General features: G+C 61.6%; 18 protein-coding genes. 8 read left to right on the plus strand and 10 right to left on the minus strand.

Translation table 11 applies throughout. From position 1 onward, the window contains the following. Window positions 1-43: 43 nt before the first annotated feature. The 4 genes from D5125_15500 (at window position 44) to znuB (ending at window position 2,973) form a co-directional block, all read left to right on the plus strand. The gene (locus D5125_15500; GenBank protein QFY90753.1) at window positions 44-364 is read left to right on the plus strand and encodes a type II toxin-antitoxin system PrlF family antitoxin; all 321 of its coding nucleotides are present in this window, start codon (window positions 44-46) and stop codon (window positions 362-364) included. Then, window positions 364-819, plus strand: a complete 456-nt coding sequence (locus D5125_15505; GenBank protein ID QFY91191.1) for a type II toxin-antitoxin system YhaV family toxin — start codon at window positions 364-366, stop codon at window positions 817-819. Before D5125_15500 ends, D5125_15505 begins: the two co-directional genes overlap by 1 nt. A 632-nt stretch (window positions 820-1,451) precedes the next feature. Beyond that, window positions 1,452-2,195 (plus strand): zinc ABC transporter ATP-binding protein ZnuC, encoded by a 744-nt coding sequence (znuC, locus tag D5125_15510; protein ID QFY91192.1) that lies wholly within the window; start codon window positions 1,452-1,454, stop codon window positions 2,193-2,195. Further along, on the plus strand, window positions 2,188-2,973 hold the full coding sequence (gene znuB, locus D5125_15515) for a zinc ABC transporter permease subunit ZnuB (protein ID QFY90754.1): 786 nt from the start codon (window positions 2,188-2,190) through the stop codon (window positions 2,971-2,973). Before znuC ends, znuB begins: the two co-directional genes overlap by 8 nt. On the opposite strand, the gene D5125_15520 is transcribed toward znuB, so the two are convergent. Next, window positions 2,939-3,934: a hypothetical protein gene (locus tag D5125_15520; protein QFY90755.2), complete on the minus strand. Its 996-nt coding sequence runs from the start codon at window positions 3,932-3,934 to the stop codon at window positions 2,939-2,941. The two genes, znuB and D5125_15520, sit on opposite strands and share 35 nt — an antisense overlap. A 436-nt stretch (window positions 3,935-4,370) precedes the next feature. On the opposite strand from D5125_15520, the gene D5125_15525 reads away from it, so the two are divergent. Then, window positions 4,371-4,574: an MbtH family protein gene (locus tag D5125_15525; protein ID QFY90756.1), complete on the plus strand. Its 204-nt coding sequence runs from the start codon at window positions 4,371-4,373 to the stop codon at window positions 4,572-4,574. Between the two features lie 19 nt (window positions 4,575-4,593). Here D5125_15525 and D5125_15530 read toward each other — a convergent pair whose 3' ends face one another. The 4 genes from D5125_15530 to D5125_15545 all read right to left on the minus strand — a co-directional run bounded on the left by D5125_15530 (window position 4,594) and on the right by D5125_15545 (window position 12,291). Further along, on the minus strand, window positions 4,594-7,623 hold the full coding sequence (locus D5125_15530; GenBank protein ID QFY90757.1) for an efflux RND transporter permease subunit: 3,030 nt from the start codon (window positions 7,621-7,623) through the stop codon (window positions 4,594-4,596). 1 nt (window position 7,624) lies between these two features. Further along, window positions 7,625-8,731 carry an efflux RND transporter periplasmic adaptor subunit gene (locus D5125_15535; GenBank protein ID QFY90758.1) on the minus strand — a complete coding sequence of 369 codons (1,107 nt, stop codon included), beginning with the start codon at window positions 8,729-8,731 and terminating at the stop codon, window positions 7,625-7,627. A gap of 267 nt (window positions 8,732-8,998) precedes the next feature. Beyond that, on the minus strand, window positions 8,999-12,052 hold the full coding sequence (locus tag D5125_15540; GenBank protein QFY90759.1) for a response regulator: 3,054 nt from the start codon (window positions 12,050-12,052) through the stop codon (window positions 8,999-9,001). After that, a complete protein-coding gene (locus tag D5125_15545) occupies window positions 12,049-12,291 on the minus strand; it encodes a DUF433 domain-containing protein (GenBank protein QFY90760.1) in 243 nt (80 codons plus the stop codon). Before D5125_15545 ends, D5125_15540 begins: the two co-directional genes overlap by 4 nt. Window positions 12,292-12,801: 510 nt before the next feature. Between D5125_15545 and D5125_15550 the strand changes: the two genes are divergently transcribed. From D5125_15550 to D5125_15560, 3 genes are read left to right on the plus strand one after another with little or no spacing between them, the layout of a single operon-like run. Then, window positions 12,802-13,734 carry an ABC transporter ATP-binding protein gene (locus D5125_15550; protein QFY91193.1) on the plus strand — a complete coding sequence of 311 codons (933 nt, stop codon included), beginning with the start codon at window positions 12,802-12,804 and terminating at the stop codon, window positions 13,732-13,734. Next, window positions 13,727-14,500, plus strand: a complete 774-nt coding sequence (locus tag D5125_15555) for an ABC transporter permease (protein QFY90761.1) — start codon at window positions 13,727-13,729, stop codon at window positions 14,498-14,500. The genes D5125_15550 and D5125_15555 overlap by 8 nt, the downstream gene beginning before the upstream one ends. Before the next feature lie 51 nt (window positions 14,501-14,551). Continuing rightward, the gene (locus D5125_15560; protein ID QFY90762.1) at window positions 14,552-15,745 is read left to right on the plus strand and encodes an NnrS family protein; all 1,194 of its coding nucleotides are present in this window, start codon (window positions 14,552-14,554) and stop codon (window positions 15,743-15,745) included. 1 nt (window position 15,746) lies between these two features. On the opposite strand, the gene D5125_15565 is transcribed toward D5125_15560, so the two are convergent. The 5 genes from D5125_15565 to D5125_15585 all read right to left on the minus strand — a co-directional run bounded on the left by D5125_15565 (window position 15,747) and on the right by D5125_15585 (window position 23,346). After that, window positions 15,747-17,720 (minus strand): alpha-glucosidase C-terminal domain-containing protein, encoded by a 1,974-nt coding sequence (locus D5125_15565; GenBank protein QFY90763.1) that lies wholly within the window; start codon window positions 17,718-17,720, stop codon window positions 15,747-15,749. Between the two features lies 1 nt (window position 17,721). Then, window positions 17,722-18,612, minus strand: a complete 891-nt coding sequence (locus D5125_15570; protein QFY90764.1) for a carbohydrate kinase — start codon at window positions 18,610-18,612, stop codon at window positions 17,722-17,724. 152 nt (window positions 18,613-18,764) lie between these two features. Next, window positions 18,765-19,613, minus strand: a complete 849-nt coding sequence (locus D5125_15575; GenBank protein ID QFY90765.1) for an HAD-IIB family hydrolase — start codon at window positions 19,611-19,613, stop codon at window positions 18,765-18,767. Further along, window positions 19,610-21,781 carry an HAD-IIB family hydrolase gene (locus D5125_15580; GenBank protein ID QFY90766.1) on the minus strand — a complete coding sequence of 724 codons (2,172 nt, stop codon included), beginning with the start codon at window positions 21,779-21,781 and terminating at the stop codon, window positions 19,610-19,612. The genes D5125_15575 and D5125_15580 overlap by 4 nt, the downstream gene beginning before the upstream one ends. Window positions 21,782-22,041: 260 nt before the next feature. Continuing rightward, on the minus strand, window positions 22,042-23,346 hold the full coding sequence (locus D5125_15585) for a lytic murein transglycosylase (GenBank protein QFY90767.1): 1,305 nt from the start codon (window positions 23,344-23,346) through the stop codon (window positions 22,042-22,044). Between the last annotated feature and the right edge of the window lie 425 nt (window positions 23,347-23,771).

Here is a 23,771-nt window from a genome sequence, read left to right on the forward strand (position 1 = left end):
ATCCTAGCCCGGATGATGACCGCAGAGTTTTGGAGAAATTGTCATGTCCAGCATTCATGAAGTGACCACAGTTACTTCAAAAGGCCAGATTACCCTGCCGAAACCCATTCGTCAGGCTTTGGGGGTTGAGGTGGGCAGCAAGGTGGCATTTGACTTTAGTGGGGGGCGGGTGACTGTTAGTCGAGTAGAAGAAGTGCAGCATACCGATCCCGCCATCGCTCAATTCCTGAGTCTGCTGGAGCGGGATATTTGTACCGCTAACGGCATAGGTAATCTGCCTGCTGAGCTGTTGGACTCGATGCAGGCCAGCCTGGGCAAACCGGTGGATTGGGATGAAGAAATCCAGGGTGATGTGGCTCTGTGATTGAGCGCCATGGCTGGAAGCTGCTGTTTCACGATTGCCTGATTGAGCAGTTGTGCCGCTTGGATGCCGCAGCCGCCCGTGCCAAGAAGCAAGATCCCGAAGGGGCGGCGAGTCAGAATGCCAATGTTAAGCTCTTCAATGCCCTGAGCAAGCTGATTCTCGAACGGGTGCCGACTGACCCTGCCAGTGATGAGTTCCGTCAGGGCAAGACCCTGGGCCCAGCTTATCGCCATTGGCGCCGAGGCAAAATCGGCAGGCGTTTCCGTCTGTTCTTTCGATTTGATTCGACCTCCCGCATCATCATCTTCGCTTGGGTCAATGACACGGAGAGTCTGCGATCTGCAGGCAGTAAGTCCGATCCTTACGTGATTTTTCAGAAGATGCTCAATTCCGGCCATCCACCAGATGATTGGGAGGCACTGTTGCAGGCGAGCAAAACCCACTGGGAACCCTGAGTGACACCCATCCTGATCTTGGAGTGGGATGAGTAGGTGGGTGAGTAGGCGCGAGGGCACGCTGCTCGTGCTCCCGAATGGGTGCTGCTTTACGGCTCAATCATTACCCTATATTCCTCAGTTAAGCCACAGAGACACAGACGACTCCAGGGCCACCGATGATCCAGTCATCGGTTTGGCATGACCTACCTCCCTGTAGGCCCGACGGAGGAGGTAGAGCGAAGCCTGGAGCCAGAGCCGACGACTCCAGGGACGGAGGAGGTAGAGCGAAGCCTGGAGCCAGAGCCGAGATCACAGAGTTGTTTCAAAGAGTTACATATCAGACCAGGCTCACCTAGAAGGTGTTGAATGTTCGCTTTCCAACACATTGATTTTTCTCTGTGTACTCTGTGGTTCTGTGGCCAAATGCTCTTTTTAGGATTACGGCTGTTGGCTGGGGAATAGCGGGGGTCTCAACTAAAGGCTTTAACCCGCAGTGGAATTGCAAGGATCTCGTGTTGTCTAGGTGATCGATAGTCTGGAAGTGGCACTGAATCTGGGCCAGTTCATCTGAGCGTTGCCTTTTGCCCTGAGTCTGTAGCACCATAGGGGTCTTTCCCCTGAGGTGCGCCGTGGCCGCCGATGCCTCCCTTTTGATCTCTACCCAGGGCCTGAGCGCCAGCTTCGGCCAGCGCGAGGTGTTGCGCGATATTCAACTGCAGGTGCGCAGCGGCGAGATCGTTACCCTGATTGGGCCTAACGGCGCCGGTAAATCTACCCTGGTGCGGCTGGTGCTGGGGCTGTTGGCCCCCAGCGCGGGCCAGCTCTGGGTCAAGCCGGGGTTGCGCATCGGCTATATGCCCCAGCGGCTCAAGCTGGATGAGAGCCTGCCCCTGTCGGCGCGTTGTTTTCTGGGGCTCTCGGGCGTCACCCAGGCCCGCCATCTGGCCGAGACCGCCGCTGAACTGGGCATTGCCCATCTGTTGCAACAGCCCATGGCGGGGCTTTCCGGCGGCGAGACGCAGCGGGTGCTACTGGCCCGCGCCCTGCTGCGCCAACCCCAGCTGTTGGTGCTGGATGAGCCGGTGCAGGGGGTGGATGTGGCCGGCCAGGCCGAGCTTTACGCCCTGATCAGCCGCATCCGCGACCGCCTGAGCTGCGGCGTGCTCATGGTCTCCCACGACCTGCATCTGGTGATAGAGTCCACTGATACGGTGCTCTGCATCAATCGCCACCTGTGCTGCTCCGGCCACCCCGAGGCCATCAGCCAACATCCGGCCTATCTGGAGCTGTTCGGTGCCAGCGCCGTGCACGGGCTGGCGGTCTATACCCATCACCACAACCACCGCCACGACCTGCACGGCAATGTGATTGACGAGGGGGCAGGGCATGGATGAGTTTATCCTGCTGGCCCTGCTGGCCGGTGCCGGTACGGCCCTGGTGGCCGGCCCCCTGGGCAGCTTCATCGTCTGGCGGCGGATGGCCTATTTTGGCGACACCATGGCCCACAGCGCCCTGCTCGGGGTGGCTCTGGGCCTGCTGCTGGAGTTGGATCTGAACCTGACGGTGGGGCTGGTGGCGGTGGCGGTGGCGCTGCTGTTGCTGTGGATGCAACGGCGCTGGCAGGTGGGGTTGGATAGCCTGCTGGGGATCATTGCCCATGGCTCGCTGTCTCTGGGGCTGGTGGCCATCGCCTTTATCGAGGATGCGCGCATCGACCTGATGGCCTATCTGTTTGGCGATATCCTTGCCGTGACCTATGCCGATCTGCTGTTGATCTGGGGCGGTGGGCTTGTCGCCCTGCTGCTGCTCTGGCGCATCTGGCGGCCCCTGCTGGCGCTGACGGTGCATGAGGAGCTGGCCCAGGTGGAGGGGGTGGCGGTGGAGCGGGTGCGGTTCGTATTCATGCTGCTGGTGGCGCTGGTGATCGCGGTATCGATGAAGATCATCGGCGTGTTGCTGATCACCTCGCTGATGATCATCCCCGCCGCCAGCGCCCGCCGCTTCAGCCGTACCCCGCCGCAGATGGCCCTGCTGGCCAGCCTCATGGCCCTGCTGGCGGTGGGGCTGGGGCTGGCCGGTTCGTTGCAATGGGACACTCCAACCGGCCCCTCCATCGTCGTTGCCGCTACCCTGCTGTTTATCGTGAGCCGATCAGTTCCCGCTTCGGCATAGCGCAGCCGTTCTGCAGGGCCCAGACCCGTACTGTGGCATCGTCGCTGTTGGTGGCCAGGAAACAGCCATCCGCCGATACTGCCAGCTTGCCGCCGCACAGATCGTGTTTCTCATAGGCCGCCAGGGTCTTGCCATCCTGGGGATCGAGTACCAGTACCGAGCTGTCGGTCTGGCGGCTGATGCTGGCCAGATCGCCGCTGGGGGTGAAGTGGATGCTGTTGATGATGCCACGGTGGTCGGTGGGTAGCACATCCAGCTTGCCGTCGGCCCGATTCCAGCGATAGACATTGAACCAGCCCGAGCCATAGACATTCTTGCCATCCGGCGAGAAGGCCAGGGAGCGCGAATAGCTGGGGCTGCGGGCAAAGTGCTTGAGCAGGTTCTTCTGCGGCTGCCACAGGCTCAGGTGGGCATCCTCATCCGCCACGGCGATCTCCTCGCCATCCGGCGACACGCCCAGGGAGCGAATCTCATCCCGCTGTATCTGACGCGCCGCCAGCAGAGCATTGTCCCGCACCCGCCAATGGCGCACCCAACCATCCTTGTGGCCGGTGACCACCTCGGTGCGGCTTGGGGCCATGACAAAGGCGGTGATCGGCGAGCCGGAGGCCCAGCGCTTGATCGGCTGACCATCGGGCTGCCAGACGGCAATATCCCCCTCGTAACCGGCGCTGACCAGATAGCCATCATCGCGCCCATAGGCTATGCCCGCCACCGACTCGGCGTGGGCCTGCCAGATCTTTTGCGTCTCCCCCTTGGGCAGATTCCATACCTTCAGCTTGCCCGACCAGCCGCCCGAGGCCAGGCGGTCACTGTTGCGATTGATGGCCAGGGCACTGCCGCCGGAGTCACCGGCGTTGCTGAGTTTCTTCAGGGGCGGCTCAGGTTTGAGATCGGGGCCGGTGCAACCGGCAGTGATGAAGGGAACCAGGGCCAGGGCGAGTCGTGTTTTCTTGTGCATGATGCTTCCCGAAGAGATGTTGAAAAAGAGAGGAATCTCAGAGGGAAAATAGGACATATTTAATCTTATTTCAAGAAAAATTATTTAACTTGATGTTTTTGATCAAACAAAATGCGCAACCACTCAGGCCGTTAAGCCCTTGGTGAGCGGTTTTTTGCCCCAAGAAATCCCCCCCTGCCCCCCTTTGTAAAAAGGGGGGGTGTCCTCCCCTTTGCAAAAGGGGGATTGAGGGGGATTGACGAAATCCTCTCTGGCCCCCTTTAGTGAGAGCTGAGATTGCGACCAGGCATTGGGTTTTTGGCAATGGGGGGTAGGGGAGTGCAGGCCGGGGATTGTGTATTATGTGATGAGGGGATGCCGCTCGCCTTTGGTCCTCAAACGGGGGCGGGGATGAGTGGTTTCCAGGTGACTTGAATAAGATTAAAGAGGTAGTGGCATGAGTAACTGGTCAATAGATGGGGATGAATTCAAGGTGTTGGTGAATGACGAGGAGCAGCATTCGATCTGGCCCTCGGCGCAGCCGATTCCGGCAGGATGGCAGCAGGTTGGGCCGGTTGGGCCAAGGCAGGAATGCCTGGATTGGATCAATGAAAACTGGACAGATATAGCCCCATTATCGGTACGCAGCGTCAAGCATTGATTCTATGCTGCTACAGGCATCACTTCGAGTCCTGTTTCGCCATATAGCTATAGATTACAGGCACGGTATAGAGGCACAGCAGGGTGCCGAACAGCATGCCGAAAAACACCACGGTGCCCAGATCGCGGCGGCCCACGGCACCGGCACCACTGGCCAGCATCAAGGGGATCACGGCGATGATGATGGCCGATGCGGTCATCAGGATTGGCCGCAGGCGCAGGGTGGAGGATTCGATAATCGCCTCAACGGCACTCATGCCTTTGTTGATGCGTAGCTGATTGGCAAACTCGACCATCAGAATGCCCTGCTTGGAGATCAACCCAATCAGGGTGACCAGGCCGATCTGGGTGTAGATGTTGATGGTGCTGAAGCCAAGATTGATGGGCACCAGGGCCGCCGCCATGGCCATGGGTACGGTGAGCAGTATGATAAAGGGATCGCGCAGGCTATCGAACTGCGCTGCCAGCACAAGAAAAATCACCACCAGGGCCATGACAAAGGCCAGCATCAGGCTGTCGCCCTCCTTGATGTAGTCGCGGCTCTCGCCCTTCCAGTCATGGCCCACGCCCTGGGGCAGTTCTTCCGCTGCCAGTTTCTCCACATAGGCCAGGGCCTGACCCATGCTGACCCCGGGCAGCATGACGGCGGACAGGGTGGCGGCATTGAGTTGTTGGAACTGGGCCAGGCTCTCGGGGCCGGCGCGGGTGTTGATATCGATCACCGAGCCCAGGGGGATGAGTTCACCCAGATCGGTGCGGATCTGCAGGTCCTTGAGCAACTCGGGGTCGTTGCGCCAGTCGGCCTGTAGTTGCGGGATGACCTTGTAGCTGCGCTCATCCCGGTCAAATCGATCGACATAGCCGCCGCTCATGCCCAGGGCCAGGGTCTGACCTATGGTCTCCATGCTCAGGCCCAGCTCATTGGCCATGTCCCGGTCCACGGAGATGGCCGCCAGGGGGTTGTCGAATTTCAGGTCCATATCGGCATAGGCGAACAGGCCTGAGGCCATCAGCTTTTCCTGCAGGCTATTGCCCAGGGCATAGAGTTCCTCAAAGGTCTTGTTACCGCTGAACACAAACTGGATCGGCAGGCCGCCGCTGGAACCGGGCAGGGTGGGCATGGGGTAGCTTGTCATCTGCAGCCCGGCAACCCGGGCCAACCTGCCCTGCAGCTCGGGCTGGATCTGCATCTGGCCGCGCTGGCGCTGCTCCCAGGGCTTGAGGATTTGGAAGCCGAATACCCCATTGGGACCAGGCATGCCGTTGATCAGAAAATAATCTTCGGTCTCGGGGATGGAGCCGACCTTGTCGCCGATCTGCTGGGAATAGGTCTGGGTGAAGGCAAAGCTGGCGCTCTTGGGTGCTGCGCCGCTGAACATGAGTACGCCCTGATCCTCGGTGGGGGCCAGTTCCGCCTGGCTGCTGGTCCACAGATAGGGGATAGCGGCAAGCAGGGCAAAGAGGATGATCAATACCGGCGCGCGGTTTTCCAGATTCTTGTGCAACTGGCCACGGTAGGCCTCCTGGATGCGGCCGAACAGGCGCTCGATAAAACGCTGCAGCGGGCTTTGCTGGGAGGGGGTGAGTACCTTGGCGCACATCATGGGCGAGAGTACCAGGGCGACCACGCCGGAGATGAATACGGCCGCCGCCAGGGTAAAGGCAAACTCCTTGAACAGGGCCCCGGTCAGCCCCCCCATGAAGCCAATGGGGGCATAGACGGCGGCCAGGGTCAGGGTCATGCTGATGATGGGAACGGCCATTTCACGCGCCCCGAGCAGGGCCGCCTGCAGGGAGGGCTGGCCATCCTCGATATGTCGGCTGATGTTTTCCACCATGACAATGGCGTCATCCACCACCAGGCCCACCGCCAACACCAGGGCAAGCAGGGTGAGCAGGTTGATGGAGAAGCCCAGCAGTTGCATCAAAAAGACCACGCCGACGATGGATAGGGGGATGGTGACCAGGGGTACCAGTACGGCACGGAAGGAACCCAGAAACAAAAACACCACCAGGATCACAATGGCGATGGCCTCCAGCAAGGTGCTGATGACCTCATCGATGGAGGCGTTGATGTAGTCGGAGACGTCATAAATCAGCTTCACCGCCAGCCCCTTGGGCATCAGGCGCTGGATCTCGGGCAATTCCTGCTTCACCGTTTTGGCCACATCCAGGGGGTTGGCCCCCGGCGTGGGGCTGATGCTTAGCATCACGGCCCGTTTGCCGTTGTGGATTACCTCGGAGTAGGGGTTCTCCGCCCCCAGCTCAACCTGGGCAACATCGCTCAGGCGAATCAAGCGGTCATCGGTGCGGGATAGGACCAGATCTTCGAAGTCCTCCACCGTCTGCAGATCGGTGTCGGCACTGATGTTGATTTGCACATAATCGCCCTCGCTGGAACCCACCGAGGACATGGCATTGTTTGCCCTCAGGCCCGCCACCAGCTGGGGTATGTCCAGGCCGACGCTGGCCAGGCGCTGGGGGTCGATCCAGATACGCATGGAAAAGGCCTTGCCCCCCATGAGCTTGGCCTCGGCCACCCCATTCAGCGACTGTAGCTTGGTCTTTACCTCGCGGTTGATGTATTCGGTGATCTGCTCCGGCGAGAGCAGGTCGCTGTAAAAACTCAGATAGAGCAGGCCGGTATCGCTGCCGGTCTCCCGCGTCACCAAGGGGCTCTGCGCCGATTCGGGCAACTCGCCCCTGATGCCGGCCATGCTGGTCAATACCTCGGTCATGGCGACATTGCCATCGGCACCCAGTTGCAGATAGAGGCTGACCTGACTCATGCCCTGGCTGCTGCTGGCGGAGATGTAGTCCAGGCCCTCGATGGCAGCCACCGCCTGCTGGATGGGCGTGGTGACAAAGCCCTGCACCAGCTTGGCGCTGGCCCCCGGATAGGCGGTTACTATGGAGATGGTGCTCTTGTCCAGCTGCGGGAACTGGCGCAACTGAACCTCGCGAAGCGCGTTCAGGCCGAGCAGAAAGATCAGGGTACAGACCACCAGGGCCAGTACCGGGCGGCGGATGAAGATATCGGTAAAGCCCATGTCAGAGGCCTTTGCCGTTGTTGTTGATTTGGGGCATGACGCTATTGTCCACCTGCACCCTCATGCCGTCCTTTAGTTTGCCCTGGCCGGCGATGACGACATCATCCCCCGCATTCAGGCCCTGCAGTACCTGCACCTGGCCATCGCGCACCATTCCCAGCTTGACCTGGTGTTGACTGACCTGGGTCTTGCCCCCCTGGTCTGTGACCACAAAAACGCTATCGCCATAGAGGCTATAGAGAATCGCCAGCTTGGGCACCACCAGCACCGACTCGGGCTTGCTCACCGGGATCTGAATGGAGCAGAACATGCCGGGCAGCAGCTTGCCATCCGGGTTATCGGCCAGGGCTTCCACCTCCAGGGCGCGGTTGTTCTTGGTCAGTCGGTTGGACTTGGCGCTGATCCTGGCCGTGAAGCGTTCTCCCGGAAAGGCGTCCAGGGTGAACTCGACGGTCTTGCCCACCTGGACCAGGGAGAGATAGCGTTCCGGCACAAAAAAGTACAGCAACATCTTCCGCTTGTCACTCAGCTCAACGATGGGTGCGCCCATGGAGACAAAGGCCCCGGTCTCCAGCTTCTTCAGCCCCAACACCCCATCAAAGGGGGCCTTGAGCAGCTTGTGCCTGATCAGGTCCTGGATGCGGTCCACCTCGGCCTGGGCCGCCTCTACCTGTTCATTGGCTTGATCTATATCCGAGGGTGCCACCATGCTGCGCTGCTGTAGCTCCTGCTTGCGTTTCAGGTTGGCCTGGGCCAGATCCAGCGCCGCCCTGGCACCCTTGAGTTGCGCCTGTTCCGGGGTATCGTCGATCTTCACCAGCGCATCCCCCGCCTTCACCTCCTGGCCCGACTGAAAATAGATATCGGTGATAATGCCGCCCTCCTGGGCATCCAGCTCGACGGAGCGGCGTGCCAGCAGATTACCCGTGGCATTGATCTGCTGACGCCAGCTGAGATGGGTCACCTTTGCCGTGGAAACGGTCTGCACCGGGGCCGGGCGCTGGGCCATGGCCTGTTGCAGCTGCTCGGCCTGAAGGGTCTTCCAGCCGTAGTAACCGCCAAAAACCAGGGCAACGAGCAGAAGGCTTGCAAGGGTGCGAAGGGTCATGGATATTCCTGTAGGTATCGAGGGGCGAGCGGCAGGGTCCCGGAAGATATGAAAGCCCGCTTGGCGAGCGGGTGGCTTGACACAGGCCGGGATAACGCCCGGCCAGACAGCCGTTGCTGAACGAGTGAAATAAACGCTGGGAATGATACCCTTTTTTCGGCCTGGGGTTTAGTGTGAAATATCCGTGGCAACTCCCGCGTCCCCAGTCCCGAACCCCGCGCTAGGGGGGCTTCATGTTCCGAGGTGATGCCGCCCGCTCCATGTCCGTTAGCTCGAGCCCTGCCTGAGTTGCTCAATGGCCCGCTCAATATCCCCTTGCAGCCGCTGCTGCAGGGGTTCCAGCTGGGCCATGAGGCCTGCCGTGTCCTCCAACCTTTCCGCTTTGCCTGCCAGCTCCAGGCGCTGGGCCAGGGCGCAGAAGTGGCTGGCCCCCAGGTTGCTTGCCGCCCCCTTGATCTTGTGCGCCAGGCGGCCTATGGCCTGGGCATCCTGCGCCGTCACGGCCTGCTGTAGCTGTTGCTGCATCTGTGGCAGGCCCTGCTGCAGATCCTTGAGTACCTGGGTCATGATCTCGGCATCGCCCATCATCATCTGCTGTAGGCACTGGTGGTAATCGAACAGGGGCGCTGGTGGGGGCGCTGGCAGCTCGCTGGTATCGGCCACTCTGGTCTGCTGGGCCTCGACCAGGTGGCGTTGCAGCATGGCCTGGAGCTGGTCTGGCTGGACCGGCTTGCTGATGTAGTCGTCCATGCCCGCCTCAAGGCAGGCCTCGCGCGCGCCCTCCATGGCGTTGGCGGTCATGGCGATCAGGGCTATCTGGTGGTTACGCACCGGGCTTGCGGGGTCACGGATGCGCCGCGCCGCCTGGTAGCCGTCCATCACCGGCATCTGGGCGTCCATGAACACCAGGTCGTAATCGTCCTCGCTCAGCCGTTGCAGGGCCTCGGCACCGTTGTTGGCGCAGTCCACCTCAAGCCCCATGCGTTCGAGCAGGCCGCGGGCCACCAGTTGATTGGTACTGACGTCATCCACCACCAGCACCCGTGCGCTGAAGCCTGTGCGCAGGTTTGGCCCGCTGTCCTTGGCCTGGGCCTGGCCTGCGCCCAGGGGGAGGCTGAAGCTGAAGGTGGAGCCTTGCCCAAGCTGGCTTTCCACCGCCATCTGACCGCCCATCAATTCCGTCAGTTGTTTGCTGATGGCCAGCCCCAGGCCGGTGCCGCCGTACTTGCGCGTGGTCGAACTGTCGGCCTGGCTGAAACGCTGGAACAGCCCCTCCTGCTGCTCCCGGCTCATGCCAATGCCGCTGTCCTGGACGCTGAAATGCAGCCAATGGGGGTCTGAATCCGGTTGCAGGCGGCGGCAGCTGAGGCGGATGCTGCCGCTTTCGGTAAATTTGATGGCATTGTTGAGCAGGTTGACCAGAATCTGGCGAATCCGCCCCATGTCGCCCCGGCACCACTGGGGCAGATCGTCGGCCAGGTCCAGTTGCAGCAGCAGGCCCTTGTCTTCGGTGCTAACCCGCATCAGGGCGGCGATGTCGTGCAGCAGACGGGGCAAGTCGAAGTTGACCGATTCCAGGTTCAGCTTGCCGGACTCGATCTTGGAGAAATCGAGGATGTCGTTGATGATCACCAGCAGGGATTCGGCGCTGGTCTTGATGGTCTCGGCCTGCTCCCGCTGGCTGGGGCTGAGGGGCTCGTCCAGCAGTAGGTTGGTCATGCCGATGACGCCGTTCATCGGGGTGCGGATCTCGTGGCTCATGTTGGCCAGGAATTCACTCTTCGCCTGATTGGCCGCCTCGGCCCTGGCCCAGGCGTCCTCCATCTGGCGTTGCAGGCGCTTGGTTTCGCTGATGTCCTGCAGGGTGCCGTGGGTGCTCAGGGGGCGGCCGTTTTCGGCATAGAGGCTGTGGCCGCGTAGTTGCACCCATTTGATCTGATCGTCCGCCAACAGCAGGCGGTGCTCCAGGGCAAAGTCCTCATGGGCCAGTATGGCGTGGGTGTAGGTCTGTTGCAGCAGGTTGCGGTCCTGTGGATGGATCATTTGCCAAAAGGCCTCAAGGCTGGGGCGGAATTGGCCGGGCTTTTGGTTGAAGATGTGGTACACCTCATCCGACCACCACAGCTCATCAGTGTCGTGCTCCACCACCCAATTGCCCAGCTGGGCTATCTGCTGGGCCTGGTTCAGGCGCTGGGTGGCCAGCTCCACCTCGTGTTGCAGGCGGCGGCCGATGGCGCGAAGCGCGACGTACAGCAACGCCTCCAGCAGCAGAAAACTGAGCAGGGCGAGGCCGATGTTGCGCCACAGGCCCTGCTCGAAACTGGCCATCAGATCGCTGATATCACGCCAGAACAGGGCCTGGCCCACCGCTGGCCGTTGCGGCTGTTTGCTGCCCAGGTAGTCCCGGATGGGCAGGCCGTACAGGGCCAGGGTGCGCCCCTGCCGGCGCAGCAGACGCACCTTGGAATCACGGAACAGGGGGCCGGATTGGGTGATGGCCGCCTGGATGATGTCGCGCACCTCGGGGCGAGAGGTCTCCTCCAGATAGCAATCACAGCCGGGTATGGGCGGGCCGTATTTCTGCCGGATGAATTTTGGCCACACCGCGCCCTCGATGTGGGCGCGGGTGAGCAGCACCGCAGCGCCCATGTTGAAGTGGCGGTCCATGCTTTGCAGCAGGTTGGCATAGGAGCTGCCAGCCTCCAGCGCGCCCACATGCACCGGCTTGCCACTGTCCGGGTCTGTGGCCCAGACCGGCACCACGCCGCGCAGACCGGCATAGACCCGACCGGTCTCGAAACCGACCCTGGGGCGTTGTTCGCGGTTGGTATCGACAATGGTGAAGCGGGTATTGTCCATGCGGTCGCCGAACTTGTCCGGCCGATGCACGCGCAGAAAGCTCAGTGAGCCGGGGGCCAGATGAAAATGCAGCTGGCGGCCCTTGAGGTCCTGCATGATCTTGTTCCAGCTGGGGCCGATCTCTTCCAGCAAGGCCTGGCGCAGGGCGGCGGCCCGCTCGCCACCGGGGCCGCCGCCCTCGGCGGCTACCGCCCGTTTACCGGCCAGAAACAGCTGCTGTAGCTTGCTGCTGTTGCTGACCAGGGAGGCGAGCATGAGCAGGTTGTCGGTGGCGCTGTTCTGCTGGGCGAGGAAGGCGCGGCCATAGGCGTCCTGCTGCTGGGCCAGCTCGTTGTGCAGCTGCTTGCTGGCGTACTGGTAGTTGATGTAGATAAACAGGCCGTTGGCCAAGGCAATGGCCAGGCTGAGCAGCAGGAAGATGAGTAGGCGGCGGCCGGGTTTCACGGGGTATGTGACAGTCAAGCAGCAATTTCATGCGCCACACCCATTGCCAAACGGCGCTCCCGCTGGGCGGCAAAGGCCAGTGCAGCACGCAAGTGCACCGTCTGGAGGCTGGGGAAATCGGTCAGGATTTCCGACTCGCTCATCCCGCCTGCCATGTATTCGAGGATGTCGTACACCGTAATGCGCGTACCCTTGATGCAGGGTTTGCCGCCACGAACATCGGGATCAATGGCAATGAATTGGCTGTAGTCGGTCATGAATCACGCTCCTTAAGCGGGAAATACTAGGAGCCTGTCGGATTTAGGATGCTCCTACTGCGCCGGTGGGAAGAACGGCCCAAATTTCCCCGATTTTTCGTTGCGTAGGTCCACTATGCGCCTCAAAATCGTGAAAATTTGTTCTCGCTCTCCCACCTTGCTCGCTACGGGCACCTAAACCCGACAGGCTCCTAGCCGGAGTGAGGCTGGCAAGGGTTCATGCCTTCAGCTTCCTACTGACTGGGTAGCTCGGGATGCGCACCTGCGGTGTCCCCAGGTCGGCCCGATGTGGCAATGGCTTAACTCTAGCCCCTGCTGGACACAAATACATTGATTTGGGTCAGTCCGCCTGTGCGATCAGGCTCGGCTACCACTGGCCGCTGCGTGCTGCGCGGGGTATCATGCCAGCCTTTTCGCGTAGCGCTAAGCCCGGATTCCGCTGCGCTGCATCCGGGCTACAGGCTAAGCAAACTACCCCAGTCCCAAGTTCAGAACCCATATAGACCAATCATCTTGCACGCGCTCTCCATTCAAAACCTCAGTAAGACCTACGCCGGTGGGGTGCAGGCGCTCAAGGGCATCAGCCTGGATATGGCCGAGGGTGATTTCTTTGCCCTGCTTGGTCCCAATGGGGCCGGCAAGTCCACCGCCATCGGCATCATCTGCTCCCTGGTCAACCCCGGTGGTGGCGATGTGCAGGTGTTTGGCCACTCCCTGCGGCGTGATCCGGCCGGGGTCAAGCGGCAGATCGGCCTGGTGCCGCAGGAGTTCAACTTCAATCCCTTCGAGCCGGTGGCCGAGATCCTGGTAAATCAGGCCGGTTATTACGGCATCCCACGGCGCCGGGCCTGGGGCCGGGCCGAGCAGTATCTCAAGCAGCTGGAGCTGTGGGACAAGCGTGCCGAGCAGGCACGGGATCTGTCCGGCGGCATGAAGCGACGCCTGATGATCGCCCGCGCCCTGATGCACCGACCGCGCCTGCTGATCCTGGACGAACCCACCGCCGGGGTGGATATAGAAATCCGCCGCTCCATGTGGGACTACCTGCGCGGTATCAATGAGGAAGGGGTGAGTATCATCCTCACCACCCATTACCTGGAAGAGGCCGAGAGCCTGTGCCGCACCCTGGCGATTATCAACCAGGGGGAGATCGTCGAGCATTCCAACGTCCAGGAACTGCTTACCCGGCTGAGTAGCGAGAGCTTCATGTTGAACCTGAAACAACCGGTGGCCCAGGTGGCCCCCCTGCCGGATTACTGGCTGGCGCACCCCGAGCCTGGAGTGGTGGAGGTGTGCATCAGCCGTGGTCAGAGCCTGAATCGGGTGTTTGCCCATCTGGATGCCCAGGGCATAGAGGTGGCCAGCCTGCGCAACAAGCAGAATCGTCTGGAGCAGCTGTTCATCGGCCTGTTGCAGCAGGGACGGGAGAAGGCCAATGGCTGAGCACCCCTACTGGATTGCCTACCGCACCCTGGTGATCAAGGAGGTGCTGCGCTTCTCCCGTATCTGGGTACAGACGGTGCTGCCGCCGGCCATTACCACCACCCTGTATTTCATCATCTTCGGCCGCCTGATCGGCGAGCAGATCGGCCAGATGGACGGGGTGCGCTATATCGATTACATAGTGCCGGGGCTGATCCTGATGGCGGTGATCACCAACAGCTACGCCAATGTGGTGTCGTCCTTCTATCAGGCCAAGTTTCAGCACCATATCGAGGAGCTGCTGGTCTCGCCCATGCCCAACTGGGTGGTGCTGCTGGGCTTTGTCAGCGGCGGCGTGGCCCGTGGCATGGTGGTGGGCCTGTTGGTGATGGCGGTGGCCTTTGTGTTTGCCGACCCGCCGCTGCATTCGGTGGCGGTGACCCTGGTGGTGTTTCTGCTCACCTCGGTGTTGTTTGCCCTGGGCGGCTTCATCAACGCCGTCTATGCCAAGAGCTTTGACGACATCACTATAGTGCCCAACTTTGTTCTCACCCCGCTGACCTATCTGGGTGGGGTGTTTTATTCCATCGATCTGCTCTCGCCCTTCTGGCAGCAGGTCTCCCTGTTCAACCCGGTGCTTTACATGGTCAATGCCTTTCGCTTTGGTTTGCTCGGGGTTTCCGATATTTCCCTCTGGACTGCCCTGGGTATGATCTTGATCTTCATCATGGTCCTGGCCGTATTTAGCCTCAGACTGCTCGACCGTGGCGTGGGGGTCAAGAGTTAGCCTTCAGCCTGTCTATCGAGTCCGCAAGTCACGGACCCCAGAGGATAACCAATGACCGTATTACATTTACAGGAGGCCAAGCCCAAGCAGCGCCTGGCCCTGTGGGAGCTGGGCTTTCGCCCCTTCTTCTTGCTCGCCTCATTCTATGGTGCGCTGGCCTCTGGCCTGTGGATGCTGGTGTACTTCCTGCACCTGGACTGGGTACCGGCGGGCATGACACCGAACTACTGGCACGCCCATGAGATGGTGTTCGGCTTTGGCATTGCTGTGGTGTCCGGCTTCCTGCTCACCGCCATCATGAATTGGACCGGGATCCAGACCATCCAGGGTAGGCCCCTGATGCTGCTCACCGCAGCCTGGATCGCGGCGCGGCTGGCCTTCCTGCTGCACGCCCCCTGGTGGCTGAGCCTGCTGATCGAACTGGTCTTTTACGCCGGCCTGCTGGCGGCGGCCTGCAGCCCCATGTACCGGGTACGGCAGTGGCGCAACCTGGCCATCTTCGGTTCCAAGGTGTTGCTGCTGGGCGCGGGCAATGTGCTGTTCCTGCTCGGCTGGGCCGGGCTGGTGGCGGATGGTATGCGCATGGGTCTCTACACCGGGGTGCTGATCCTCATGTCCCTGGTGTTCACCATGGGACGGCGCGTGATCCCCTTCTTCATCGAGCGCGGCATGGGGCTGGATCATCGCCTGCGCAATGCCAAATGGGTGGATCTGACCAGCCTGGTGGGCATCCTCGGCCTTTGGCTGGCGGAGATGCTGGCCCCGGCCTCGCTGTGGACGGCGGGCTTTGCCCTGCTGGCCGGTGGGGTGCAGTTGTTTCGCCTGGCCTGGTGGTATGCGCCGGGTATGTGGCGGCATTCGCTGATCTGGGTGCTCTGGGCGGCACTGGCCTTTGTCACCCTGGGGCTGCTGCTCAAGGCCCTGGCCGATTGGCAGGGTCTGGCACCCTTTGCCGCCTGGCATGCCATCACCTACGGCGGTATCGGCCTGGTCACCCTGGGCATGATGGCCCGCGCCAGCCTGGGCCACAGCGGCCGCAGCGTGATGGAGCCGCTGCCGATACTGACGCCGATCTTCTACGCCCTGGCCATCGGCGGTCTGATCCGGGTATTCGGCCCCATCCTGCTGCCTGGCCTCTACGGCCTGATGATCGGCCTGTCGCAGACCATCTGGATCCTCAGCTTCGCCACCTTCTTCCTCGCCTATGTGAACATCTGGCTCAGGCCGGCCCTGGGGCGGTTTTGAGTCAAATCAGCCCGGCGCTGCGTTGGTCGCTGAGCCAGTAGAAGCTGAAGGGCGAGATCACCAGCTGATCCTTGAACAGGGCCGGGGTGCTGCCGCCGGCCAGGTTGTGCATCTGGCGGAAATGGAAGCGGCCACGCAGGCCCAGGTCGTCCAGGTTGAGATACTGCGGGTGGGCATCGAAATTGGCCACCACCAGGATCACCTCGTTGAGGTGCTCCGGGTGGTTGCGCAGGAAGGCGAACAGGTGCGGGTTTTCTACCTGCAGCAGTTCACGGTTGTTGTAATCGGCAAAGGCGGGGATGGTCTTGCGGATCTCGATCAGCTTCTTCAGGCCATCGAACAGGCGTTGCTCCACCGAGCCGTGGCGGTGGCGTTGCTCTGCCTTGTCCCAGTCGATGCGCGGTCGGTGCATCCATCGATTGTCGTTGGCCTTTTCCAGGTCTTCAAGGAAGCTGCGGTCGTTGATGGTGCCTATCTCATCGCCGTAGTAGAGCAGGGGGATGCCGCCGAACGCCAGGATCATGCCATGCAGCAGCAGGATCTGACGTATGGAACGGTCGATGGCGGCCTCATCGTTGCGCTCCACCGCCGTTTCCAGCCCTACCAGCGAGGCCAGGGAGCCGGAGATGCGCGCGTCGCCGGTCTTCTCGTTGCGGCCAAAGGGCTGGCCGCGGGCGTCCGAGTCCTCGTACTGGCCGGTGAAGTAGTCCACCAGAAAGCGCCGGTGGGCGATGGGTTCGTAGCCCACGCGGCGGATGTCTTCATCGTCAAAGCCCAGGCCGATGTCGTCATGGCAGCGCACATAGTTCAGCCAGGTGGCCCGATCCAGCTTGTGCGGCAGGCTGCGGATGCCCTGGTTGAGCAGGCGCGCGTTCTTGGTGGCGGTGGCGTCCCACAGCAGAGCCATGAAGGTGGCGTTGTAGGCGATCTCGCACTCCTTGGCGATGACCGCGTCCTCGCCGAAGTATTTGATGATCTCCGAGGGGGCGACTATGGCCTCGGCGATGAACAATACCCCAGGGGCTGTGACCTGACAGCAGTCCTTCATCAGTTGCAGTAATAGGTGCGCCTCGCGCTGGTTCTGGCAGTTGGTGCCGACCTTCTTCCAGAGGAAGGCCACGGCATCCAGGCGCAGCACGTCGGCACCGCGGTTGGCCCAGAACAGCAGGATGTCGATCATCTCGATGAACACCGCCGGGTTGCTGTAGTTCAGGTCCCACTGATAGCTGTTGAACACGCTCATCACCCAGCGCTGCATCCGCGCATCCCAGGTAAAGTTACCCGGTGAGGTCTCGGGGAAGATCTCCGGCATGGTCTCCTCGAACATGTCGGGCAGGTCACGGTTGGCGAAGACGTAGTAGTAATCCTGATATTTCTGCTCGCCTTGGCGGGCCCGTTCGGCCCACTCGTGTTCGTCCGATGTGTGGTTGACCACTACATCCAGCACCAACAATATTTCACGTCGGCGCAACTCGGCTGACAGCTCCAGCAGGTCGTCCATGCTGCCGTAGCGGGCATTGATGTCACGGAAATCGCTCACCGCGTAGCCGCCATCGCTAGCCCCCTTGGGGCATTTGAGCATGGGCATCAGGTGCACCATGTTCACCCCCAGCTCCTGAAAATAGGGAACGTGGTCCCTGACCCCTTGCAGGTTCTCGGCAAAGCCATCGGCATACAGGGCCATGGCCACCCACTCCTGACTGAGAAACCAGTTGTGCTCCTTCTCTCGACCGTGGTCGGTCTGCAACAGCTCATCGGAGCGCTCCACATAGCGCCGCGCCATTACCTCCACCAGCTGGATAATTTGCTCCTGAAAGTCCTCACGCTGGCCGTAGAGATGATGGAACAGGGAATAGATGGCGTAAAAATTCGCCCCCAGGCGGGTGTAGAAATAGCGCAGGTCCTGCCGCTGCAACTCCGGCGTGAGGGCGTCGAGGATGTCATTGAGCAGGGAGTGGGACACCTGTTCGTACATATTACAGCTCCCAAGTCTTGTGCAGGCAGCTATACAGCTGCGGGTCGGCGGCGGTGGCACCGCGTTGGCCGACGATGAGCGAGGCGAACTGCTGGGCGCGCTGGAGGATCAGCTCGGCAGGCCAGTGGCGCGTCAGGCCCAGCAGGCTGACCGCGGCAAAGGCGTCACCGGCACCAACGGTGTCAACCACCTGGATATCGGCCTCTGGGCGGACTTGGCTGAAATGGCCCTCGGCATCCAGGGCAAAGGCCCCGGCGGCACCCTGGGTGACGATGATCCAGCGCAATCCGTTGTCTTGCAGCAGAGCGCTGGCCTTTTGCTCCAGGTCCGCGCCCTGGCTGACCAGGCTGTTTAACTCCTCGTCGTTGATCTTTAGCCAGTGGGCCTGGCCGATCAGTTGCAGCACCTGTTCGGCCTGCCACCAGGGTGACCGCAGGTTGACGTCGAAATAACGCGGCACCGGGCAGTCCTGGCTGAGACGGGCGAAGCAGGCGGCGGAGTCATCGCTGCGCAGACCCAGGCTGCCGTGGTAGAGCAGACCGGGCCGCAGCGGCGGCAGGGCCCTTGCCTCTATGTGGTCCCAGGCGCGGTCGCTGACGATGTCGTAGCTGGGTTGACCGTTCTGGATCCTGACCTGTACCTCGCCGGTAGGGTAGCGGGAATCCAGTTGCAGCCCGGCGCTGCTCATGCCCCAGTCGATCATGCGGCGGCGGATCTGATGGCCCAGGGGGTCATCGCCCACCCGGCTGATCAGTATGGGCCTCAGGCCGAAGCCCTGCAGGTGCCAGGCGACATTGAAGGGGGCTCCGCCGAGTATCCGGCTGCCGTCATCAAAGCAGTCGAACAGGACTTCGCCGAAGAGTACAGGTTGGGTGCTGGGATCTGGGTTCATGTATTGCTCCTGTGGTGTTGACCACAACGCCAGGGGTGATCATGCCAGCGCTAAGCTCTGACAGGGACGGACATCCAGGCACTCGGGATTCGACAGTTGCCAGGGCTGCCGCACAGTAACCCGATGCGGTCGGAACGAAACAATCATCCCTGTCACGCATGGCCCAAGACCTGCTGGGCCGCTGCGGGGAAGAAATGCGCCACCCCCTCCAGGATACCGGCGCTGTAGTTGCCGTTCATTTGCCCAAGGCCTCTGGCGAGCAGTAATCGTTCACTGTGGCCGGCGATCGCGGCCATCTCCCGGGCCTTGTCGCGCACGCTGGAGTGGGCGTTGGCCACCAGCACCGAGGGCACCGATGAGATCAGCAGGGGCAGGTCGTTGCCGCTATCGCCGGCGTAGAGGATGGATTCTACCGGTAGATCAAGCAGGCGGCGCAGATAGTGCAGGGCGTGGTATTTGTCGGCATGGCGCGGCAGCACATCCAACAGGCCGATGGCGGCCGGTTCATCCACGCTCCAGACCAGGCTGGCGGCCACCCCGCGTTGTTCCAGCAGGTCGCTCAGCTGGCTGTCGAGTTGTTCCTGATCGTCTTGCAGGCTGAAGTAATAGCTCAGCTTGTAGGTATTCTGCTTGCTGTATTCCTGCAGGCGCAGGGCGCGCACCGGGCTGAACAGCTGACACAGCTGTTCATGGTTGTGGCCCTTCCAGTCCTGGGCGATGAGTTCATGCCAGTCGCTCAGCAACTGCCAGTCACCGTTGCGCAAATCGTAGATATTGGTGCCCACGTCGCTGATGACGAAGTCCGGCTGGGGCAGGGAGTAGGAATAGATGGCCCGCTGCACCAGATCCTTGTCACGGCCACTGACATAGGCCAGGGTCAGCCCGGCCTGCGCGCAGAGCTGCCGGAACAGGGGCCTGGCCTGGGGTGATTCGGGCTGCACCCCGTTGGGCAGCAGGGTGCGATCCAGGTCGGTGCCGAGCAGGCGCAGGGAGGGCTTCATCGGGTCGAATCCGCCCCCTCGGGTTGCAGCGCGCAGTCGCGGAAGAAGTGGTAGTGATCTATCGCCTCCAGGATGCCGGCCGCGCCCTCGCCCTGGGCAAAGTAGATGCGGTCGATGTCGGCCAGCTTGGACAGCTCCTCGTGGTGGCGGTTGCCGACCACCACGGCCATGGTATTGCCACGCATCATGTCTTCATCGGCACCGGAGCCGCCGGCCACCAGGACATGCTCCAGGGGCAGGCCCCAGCTGGTGGCCAGGTAGCGCAGGGCCATGCCCTTGCTGGCGCGGATCGGCAGCACATCCAGATACTGGCCAAAGGAGAGCACCACGTTGGCGGCCAGTTCCTCCTGATGCAGCAGCTGGTTGATCTCCTCCAGCGAGGGGGCCTGCTTGGGGTCGATGTAGTAGCTGAGCTTGAACGGGCTCTGCTCGGACTTGGGTTGCAGCACCAGGCCGGGCAGGCTGTTCAGGCGTCGGCGCACGCTCTTCAGGGACCACTGTTTTTCGATATGGCGCGACCAGGCCTCGTCCTTGGTCAGCTTGGGGGCGTAGTAGATCTCGGTACCGCCGCTGGTGATGAGTACGTCCGGCTCGGGGATCTGGTAGCGCTTCATCTCCTTCAGGGCGGAATCCAGCCGCCGCCCGGTGGCAATGCCGAAGGTGGCGCACTTGCGGTTTTGCCGCAGCAGGCGGATCAACTCGGGCAGGGCCTCGGGATTGGCCAGCAGATTCTGATCCAGGTCGGAGAAGATGGCCCGGTTGTTGTAGGTCTGCTGCCGTTGGGTGGCCGGGCGGCGGATCAGGGGTGGCGAGGTGCGCTCGGCCAGGGAGCGGGTCTCGGCCAGATAGTGCTCGACGTGGGCATCCCAGGAATAGTGCCGACGCACCCCCTCCAGGCCCTGGCGTGAATGCAGCTGCCAGCCCTCCCAGTCGAACAGCACCTGGCCGATGCCGGCGGCAATGGCGGCAGGGTCCAGGGGGTTGATCAGCACCCCGTTGTTGCAGTTGCCGATGATATCCGTGGGACCACCGTCCTCAGTGGCGACCAGGGGCAGGCCGCTGGCGGCGGCCTCGATCAGGGTCAGGCCAAAGGGTTCGGTCAGGGCTGGGTTGACGAAGACACCACCGGACAGGGTGGCCAGGCGGTAGATCAGGGGCACGTCCTCGGCCTTGTGGTGCTTGGGGTAGGCCACCTTGCCGTAAAGATCATAGTGGTCGATCAGGATGAGCAGTTCGGAGAGCACCTCCTGGGCACCTTCCTCCAGGTCCTGGATGTCATCGCGGTTGCCCGCCACCAGCACCAGATTGGCCGCCTCCTGTAGCGGCTTGCTCTCGCCATAGGCACGCACCAGGGCGCTGATGTTCTTGCGCGGGTCGGGGCGGGACAGGGCCAGGATCATGGGCCGCTCTGGTTCACGCAGAAAACGGCCGATCTCGGCGGCAATGGCCGATTGCCATTCCTTGCCCTCCGGCGGATGAAACTGCGACAGGTCAGTACCCGGCGGGATGACCCGCATCTGCTCCGGCTGGTAGTAGTCGTATAGCTCGTACTGCTCCTCGATCTCCTGATGGGTGCTGGTGATTACCCGCTCGGCGGTGGCCAGGGCCATCTCCTCGGCCTGGATACGGCGGGCCATGTGGTAGCGGGTCTCGATCTGGCTGGCGGACAGGCCGGAGGCGAGCAGACGCTGGCGCTTGACCCGGCCCAGGGAGTGGCCGGTATGCACCAGCGGGATATCCAGGATCAGGGCCATGCGGCTGCCTACATAACCGGCATCGGCATAATGACTGTGCAGCAGATCTGGCAGCCGTGCTTGCTGGCGCAGATGGTTCAGGCTGTTATCGATGAAGCTGTCCAGGTGGTCCCAGAGGTGCTCCTTGTAGATGTAGCCCGGCGGGCCGGCAGCGATGCGGATGATACGAAAGCCCGGCTGCACTTCTTCTACCGGTAGAGCGTAATCCGGGCTGATCAGATCGTCCTCCACCAGCCGGGTCAGCAGGTCCACCTGGTCCACCTGGGGGTTCTCTGCCAGGGTGCGAGCCAGCTCCACCACGTATTTGGTCTGGCCGCCGGTATCGGCATCCCGCCCCAGTTCCAGGTCATGGCCACGGATCAGACCGTGTACGCTGATCAGGCAGATATACAGAGGTTTTCCACTCTCACTCATACTGTTATCGATATTCAAGAGGGTCTGATTTCTGGATCAGCCCCAAGGATCCGGATATTACTCGCGAAAAGTAACTTAATGGTAACGGGAGCTTTACCCATTTGTTCCAGCTCAAGCGGGTCATTTTTTACCCGATCAATAGGGTAGGCCCGGCGGGAGCGGGCTTGCCATGGATACCAGGCTGCACCGGGGTCAGGCCTTAGCATCCCTGGCAAATGGATTCCGGCAATCCCTGCCGGAATGACGGGTAGCAATTACACTCAATGAATAAATGGCGCAGAATAGCCAGCGGAAGGGGGCAAGGCCCTGCTGGCCGCTGTCGGGTCACCCTGCAAGGCGGCCAGCAAGGGTTGGGTGGGGTAGCCATCGGCGGGCAGACCCAGGCGTTTTTGCTCGGCGCGCACCGCAGCACGGGTCCCGGCACCGATGATGCCATCGATCTTGCCCACGTCATGGCCCTTATCCTGCAATAGGCGCTGCAGGGCCTTGGTCTCCGCCAGACTCAGGCTGGCCACCTCGGCGCGGCCGACAGCCACCTTCCCTGCGCCAGCCAGGCGTGTGGCCAGGTAGGCGGCGGTGGTGGCATAGACCAGGGACTTGTTCCACTCGGTATAGATGCGGAAGTTGTCATAGGCAAGAAAGGCCGGGCCATCCTTGCCCATGGGCAGCAGCAGGCTGGCTTTGAGATTCTGACCGCGCAGCTTGCCGCGGATGGGCCGCACCCCCCATTGCAGCCAGGTGCTCACCGGCAGCAGGGTCTCCAGGTTGGCCTGCTCCCAGTCCAGCTGGGCCGGTACGCTGACCTCCTCCAGCCAGGGCTCGCCCTTGCGCCAGCCCAGATGGGCCAGGTGACTGGCGGTGGAGGCAATCACATCGGCCTTGCTCTTGAGCAGATCGATACGGCCATCGCCATCGGCATCCTGACCGTGCTTGAGGTAATCGCTGGGCAGAAACTGGGTCTGTCCCAGCTCACCGGCCCAGGCCCCCTTCATCTGTTCCCGGCTCAGATAACCCCGATCGAGGATCTCCAGGGCGGCGAGCAGCTGCGGCCGGAACAGCTCGGGCCGACGGCAATCATGGGCCAGGGTGGCCAGGGCGGTGAGGGTATCAAAGTTGCCGGTATTGGCACCGAAGTCGGTCTCCAGGGCCCAAAAGGCGGTGATCACCGCCGCCGGAACCCCATATTCGGCCTCCAGGCGCTGGAACAGGTCGGCGTATTCGCGCATGTATTTCTTGCCGTGGGTCAGACGGTAGTTGTTGGCCATACGCCCGGCAAAGGTGAGAAAGGTCTGGGCGAAGACGCCCTGCTTGCGGTCCATGGCAATGACCTTGCTGCTGTAGCCGAGGCCGTCCAGCTGGTCCAGGGTCTTGCCGGAGATGCCCTGGGCCCTGGCCTCCTGCCGCACCCCATCCAACCAGCGGGAGAAGGGTTGCGGGTTACAGCCATCGGCCAACAGCGGGCCGGCCAATGCCAGGCCAACAAGCCCAAAGCTCACTGCGGCCTTGCCCGCAGAGGGCCAGTTCCTAGTGTTCAGGATTTTGATGCTAGAAGTAAAACGGCTCATCCGAATTTCCATCCGTTCAGCTTGTCAAGACCCGTATTCTAGCAGCAAGCCCATACGGAGGACAGGAGACGGTTCGGGGTCACGGTTCGGGGTCAGGTCTAGAATTATAGCCATTTCCAGCTTTGGAGGAAAGAACAGGGGTAACTACTCCTCACTCTCATCTCTAAGGACAGAGCCTCTAATTCCCCCCTTTGCAAAGGGGGGTAGGGGGGATTTCTTCAGCCAGAATCCCCCTCAATCCCCCTTTTGCAAAGGGGAAGGTCAATTCTCTACCCATTAAACCCCCCTCTTTGGTTAGGGGCAATAACCGGTCGCCAAGGGCTGAGGTAGTTTCCACAGCTGTTCCACCTGACGCATCCCTACAGTCGTTTATTCAAAGGGGTGAGGAGCCTAATGGCCTGAGTACTTACGAACAGGGTTTATAG

Source organism: gamma proteobacterium SS-5 (assembly GCA_009497875.2).
In the GTDB taxonomy this organism is placed as follows: domain Bacteria; phylum Pseudomonadota; class Gammaproteobacteria; order Chromatiales; family Chromatiaceae; genus Magnetovirga; species Magnetovirga frankeli.

Coding starts and splice junctions, on each gene's coding strand:
- znuB (QFY90754.1), top strand. CDS start 2,188: ATGGATGAGTTTATCCTGCTGGCCCTGCTGGCCGGTGCCGGTACGGCC.
- D5125_15565 (QFY90763.1), bottom strand. CDS start 17,720: ATGTACGAACAGGTGTCCCACTCCCTGCTCAATGACATCCTCGACGCC.
- D5125_15575 (QFY90765.1), bottom strand. CDS start 19,613: ATGAAGCCCTCCCTGCGCCTGCTCGGCACCGACCTGGATCGCACCCTG.
- D5125_15555 (QFY90761.1), top strand. CDS start 13,727: ATGGCTGAGCACCCCTACTGGATTGCCTACCGCACCCTGGTGATCAAG.
- D5125_15570 (QFY90764.1), bottom strand. CDS start 18,612: ATGAACCCAGATCCCAGCACCCAACCTGTACTCTTCGGCGAAGTCCTG.
- D5125_15530 (QFY90757.1), bottom strand. CDS start 7,623: ATGGGCTTTACCGATATCTTCATCCGCCGCCCGGTACTGGCCCTGGTG.
- D5125_15520 (QFY90755.2), bottom strand. CDS start 3,934: ATGCACAAGAAAACACGACTCGCCCTGGCCCTGGTTCCCTTCATCACT.
- D5125_15560 (QFY90762.1), top strand. CDS start 14,552: ATGACCGTATTACATTTACAGGAGGCCAAGCCCAAGCAGCGCCTGGCC.
- D5125_15525 (QFY90756.1), top strand. CDS start 4,371: ATGAGTAACTGGTCAATAGATGGGGATGAATTCAAGGTGTTGGTGAAT.
- D5125_15545 (QFY90760.1), bottom strand. CDS start 12,291: ATGACCGACTACAGCCAATTCATTGCCATTGATCCCGATGTTCGTGGC.
- D5125_15535 (QFY90758.1), bottom strand. CDS start 8,731: ATGACCCTTCGCACCCTTGCAAGCCTTCTGCTCGTTGCCCTGGTTTTT.
- D5125_15585 (QFY90767.1), bottom strand. CDS start 23,346: ATGAGCCGTTTTACTTCTAGCATCAAAATCCTGAACACTAGGAACTGG.
- D5125_15500 (QFY90753.1), top strand. CDS start 44: ATGTCCAGCATTCATGAAGTGACCACAGTTACTTCAAAAGGCCAGATT.
- D5125_15580 (QFY90766.1), bottom strand. CDS start 21,781: ATGAGTGAGAGTGGAAAACCTCTGTATATCTGCCTGATCAGCGTACAC.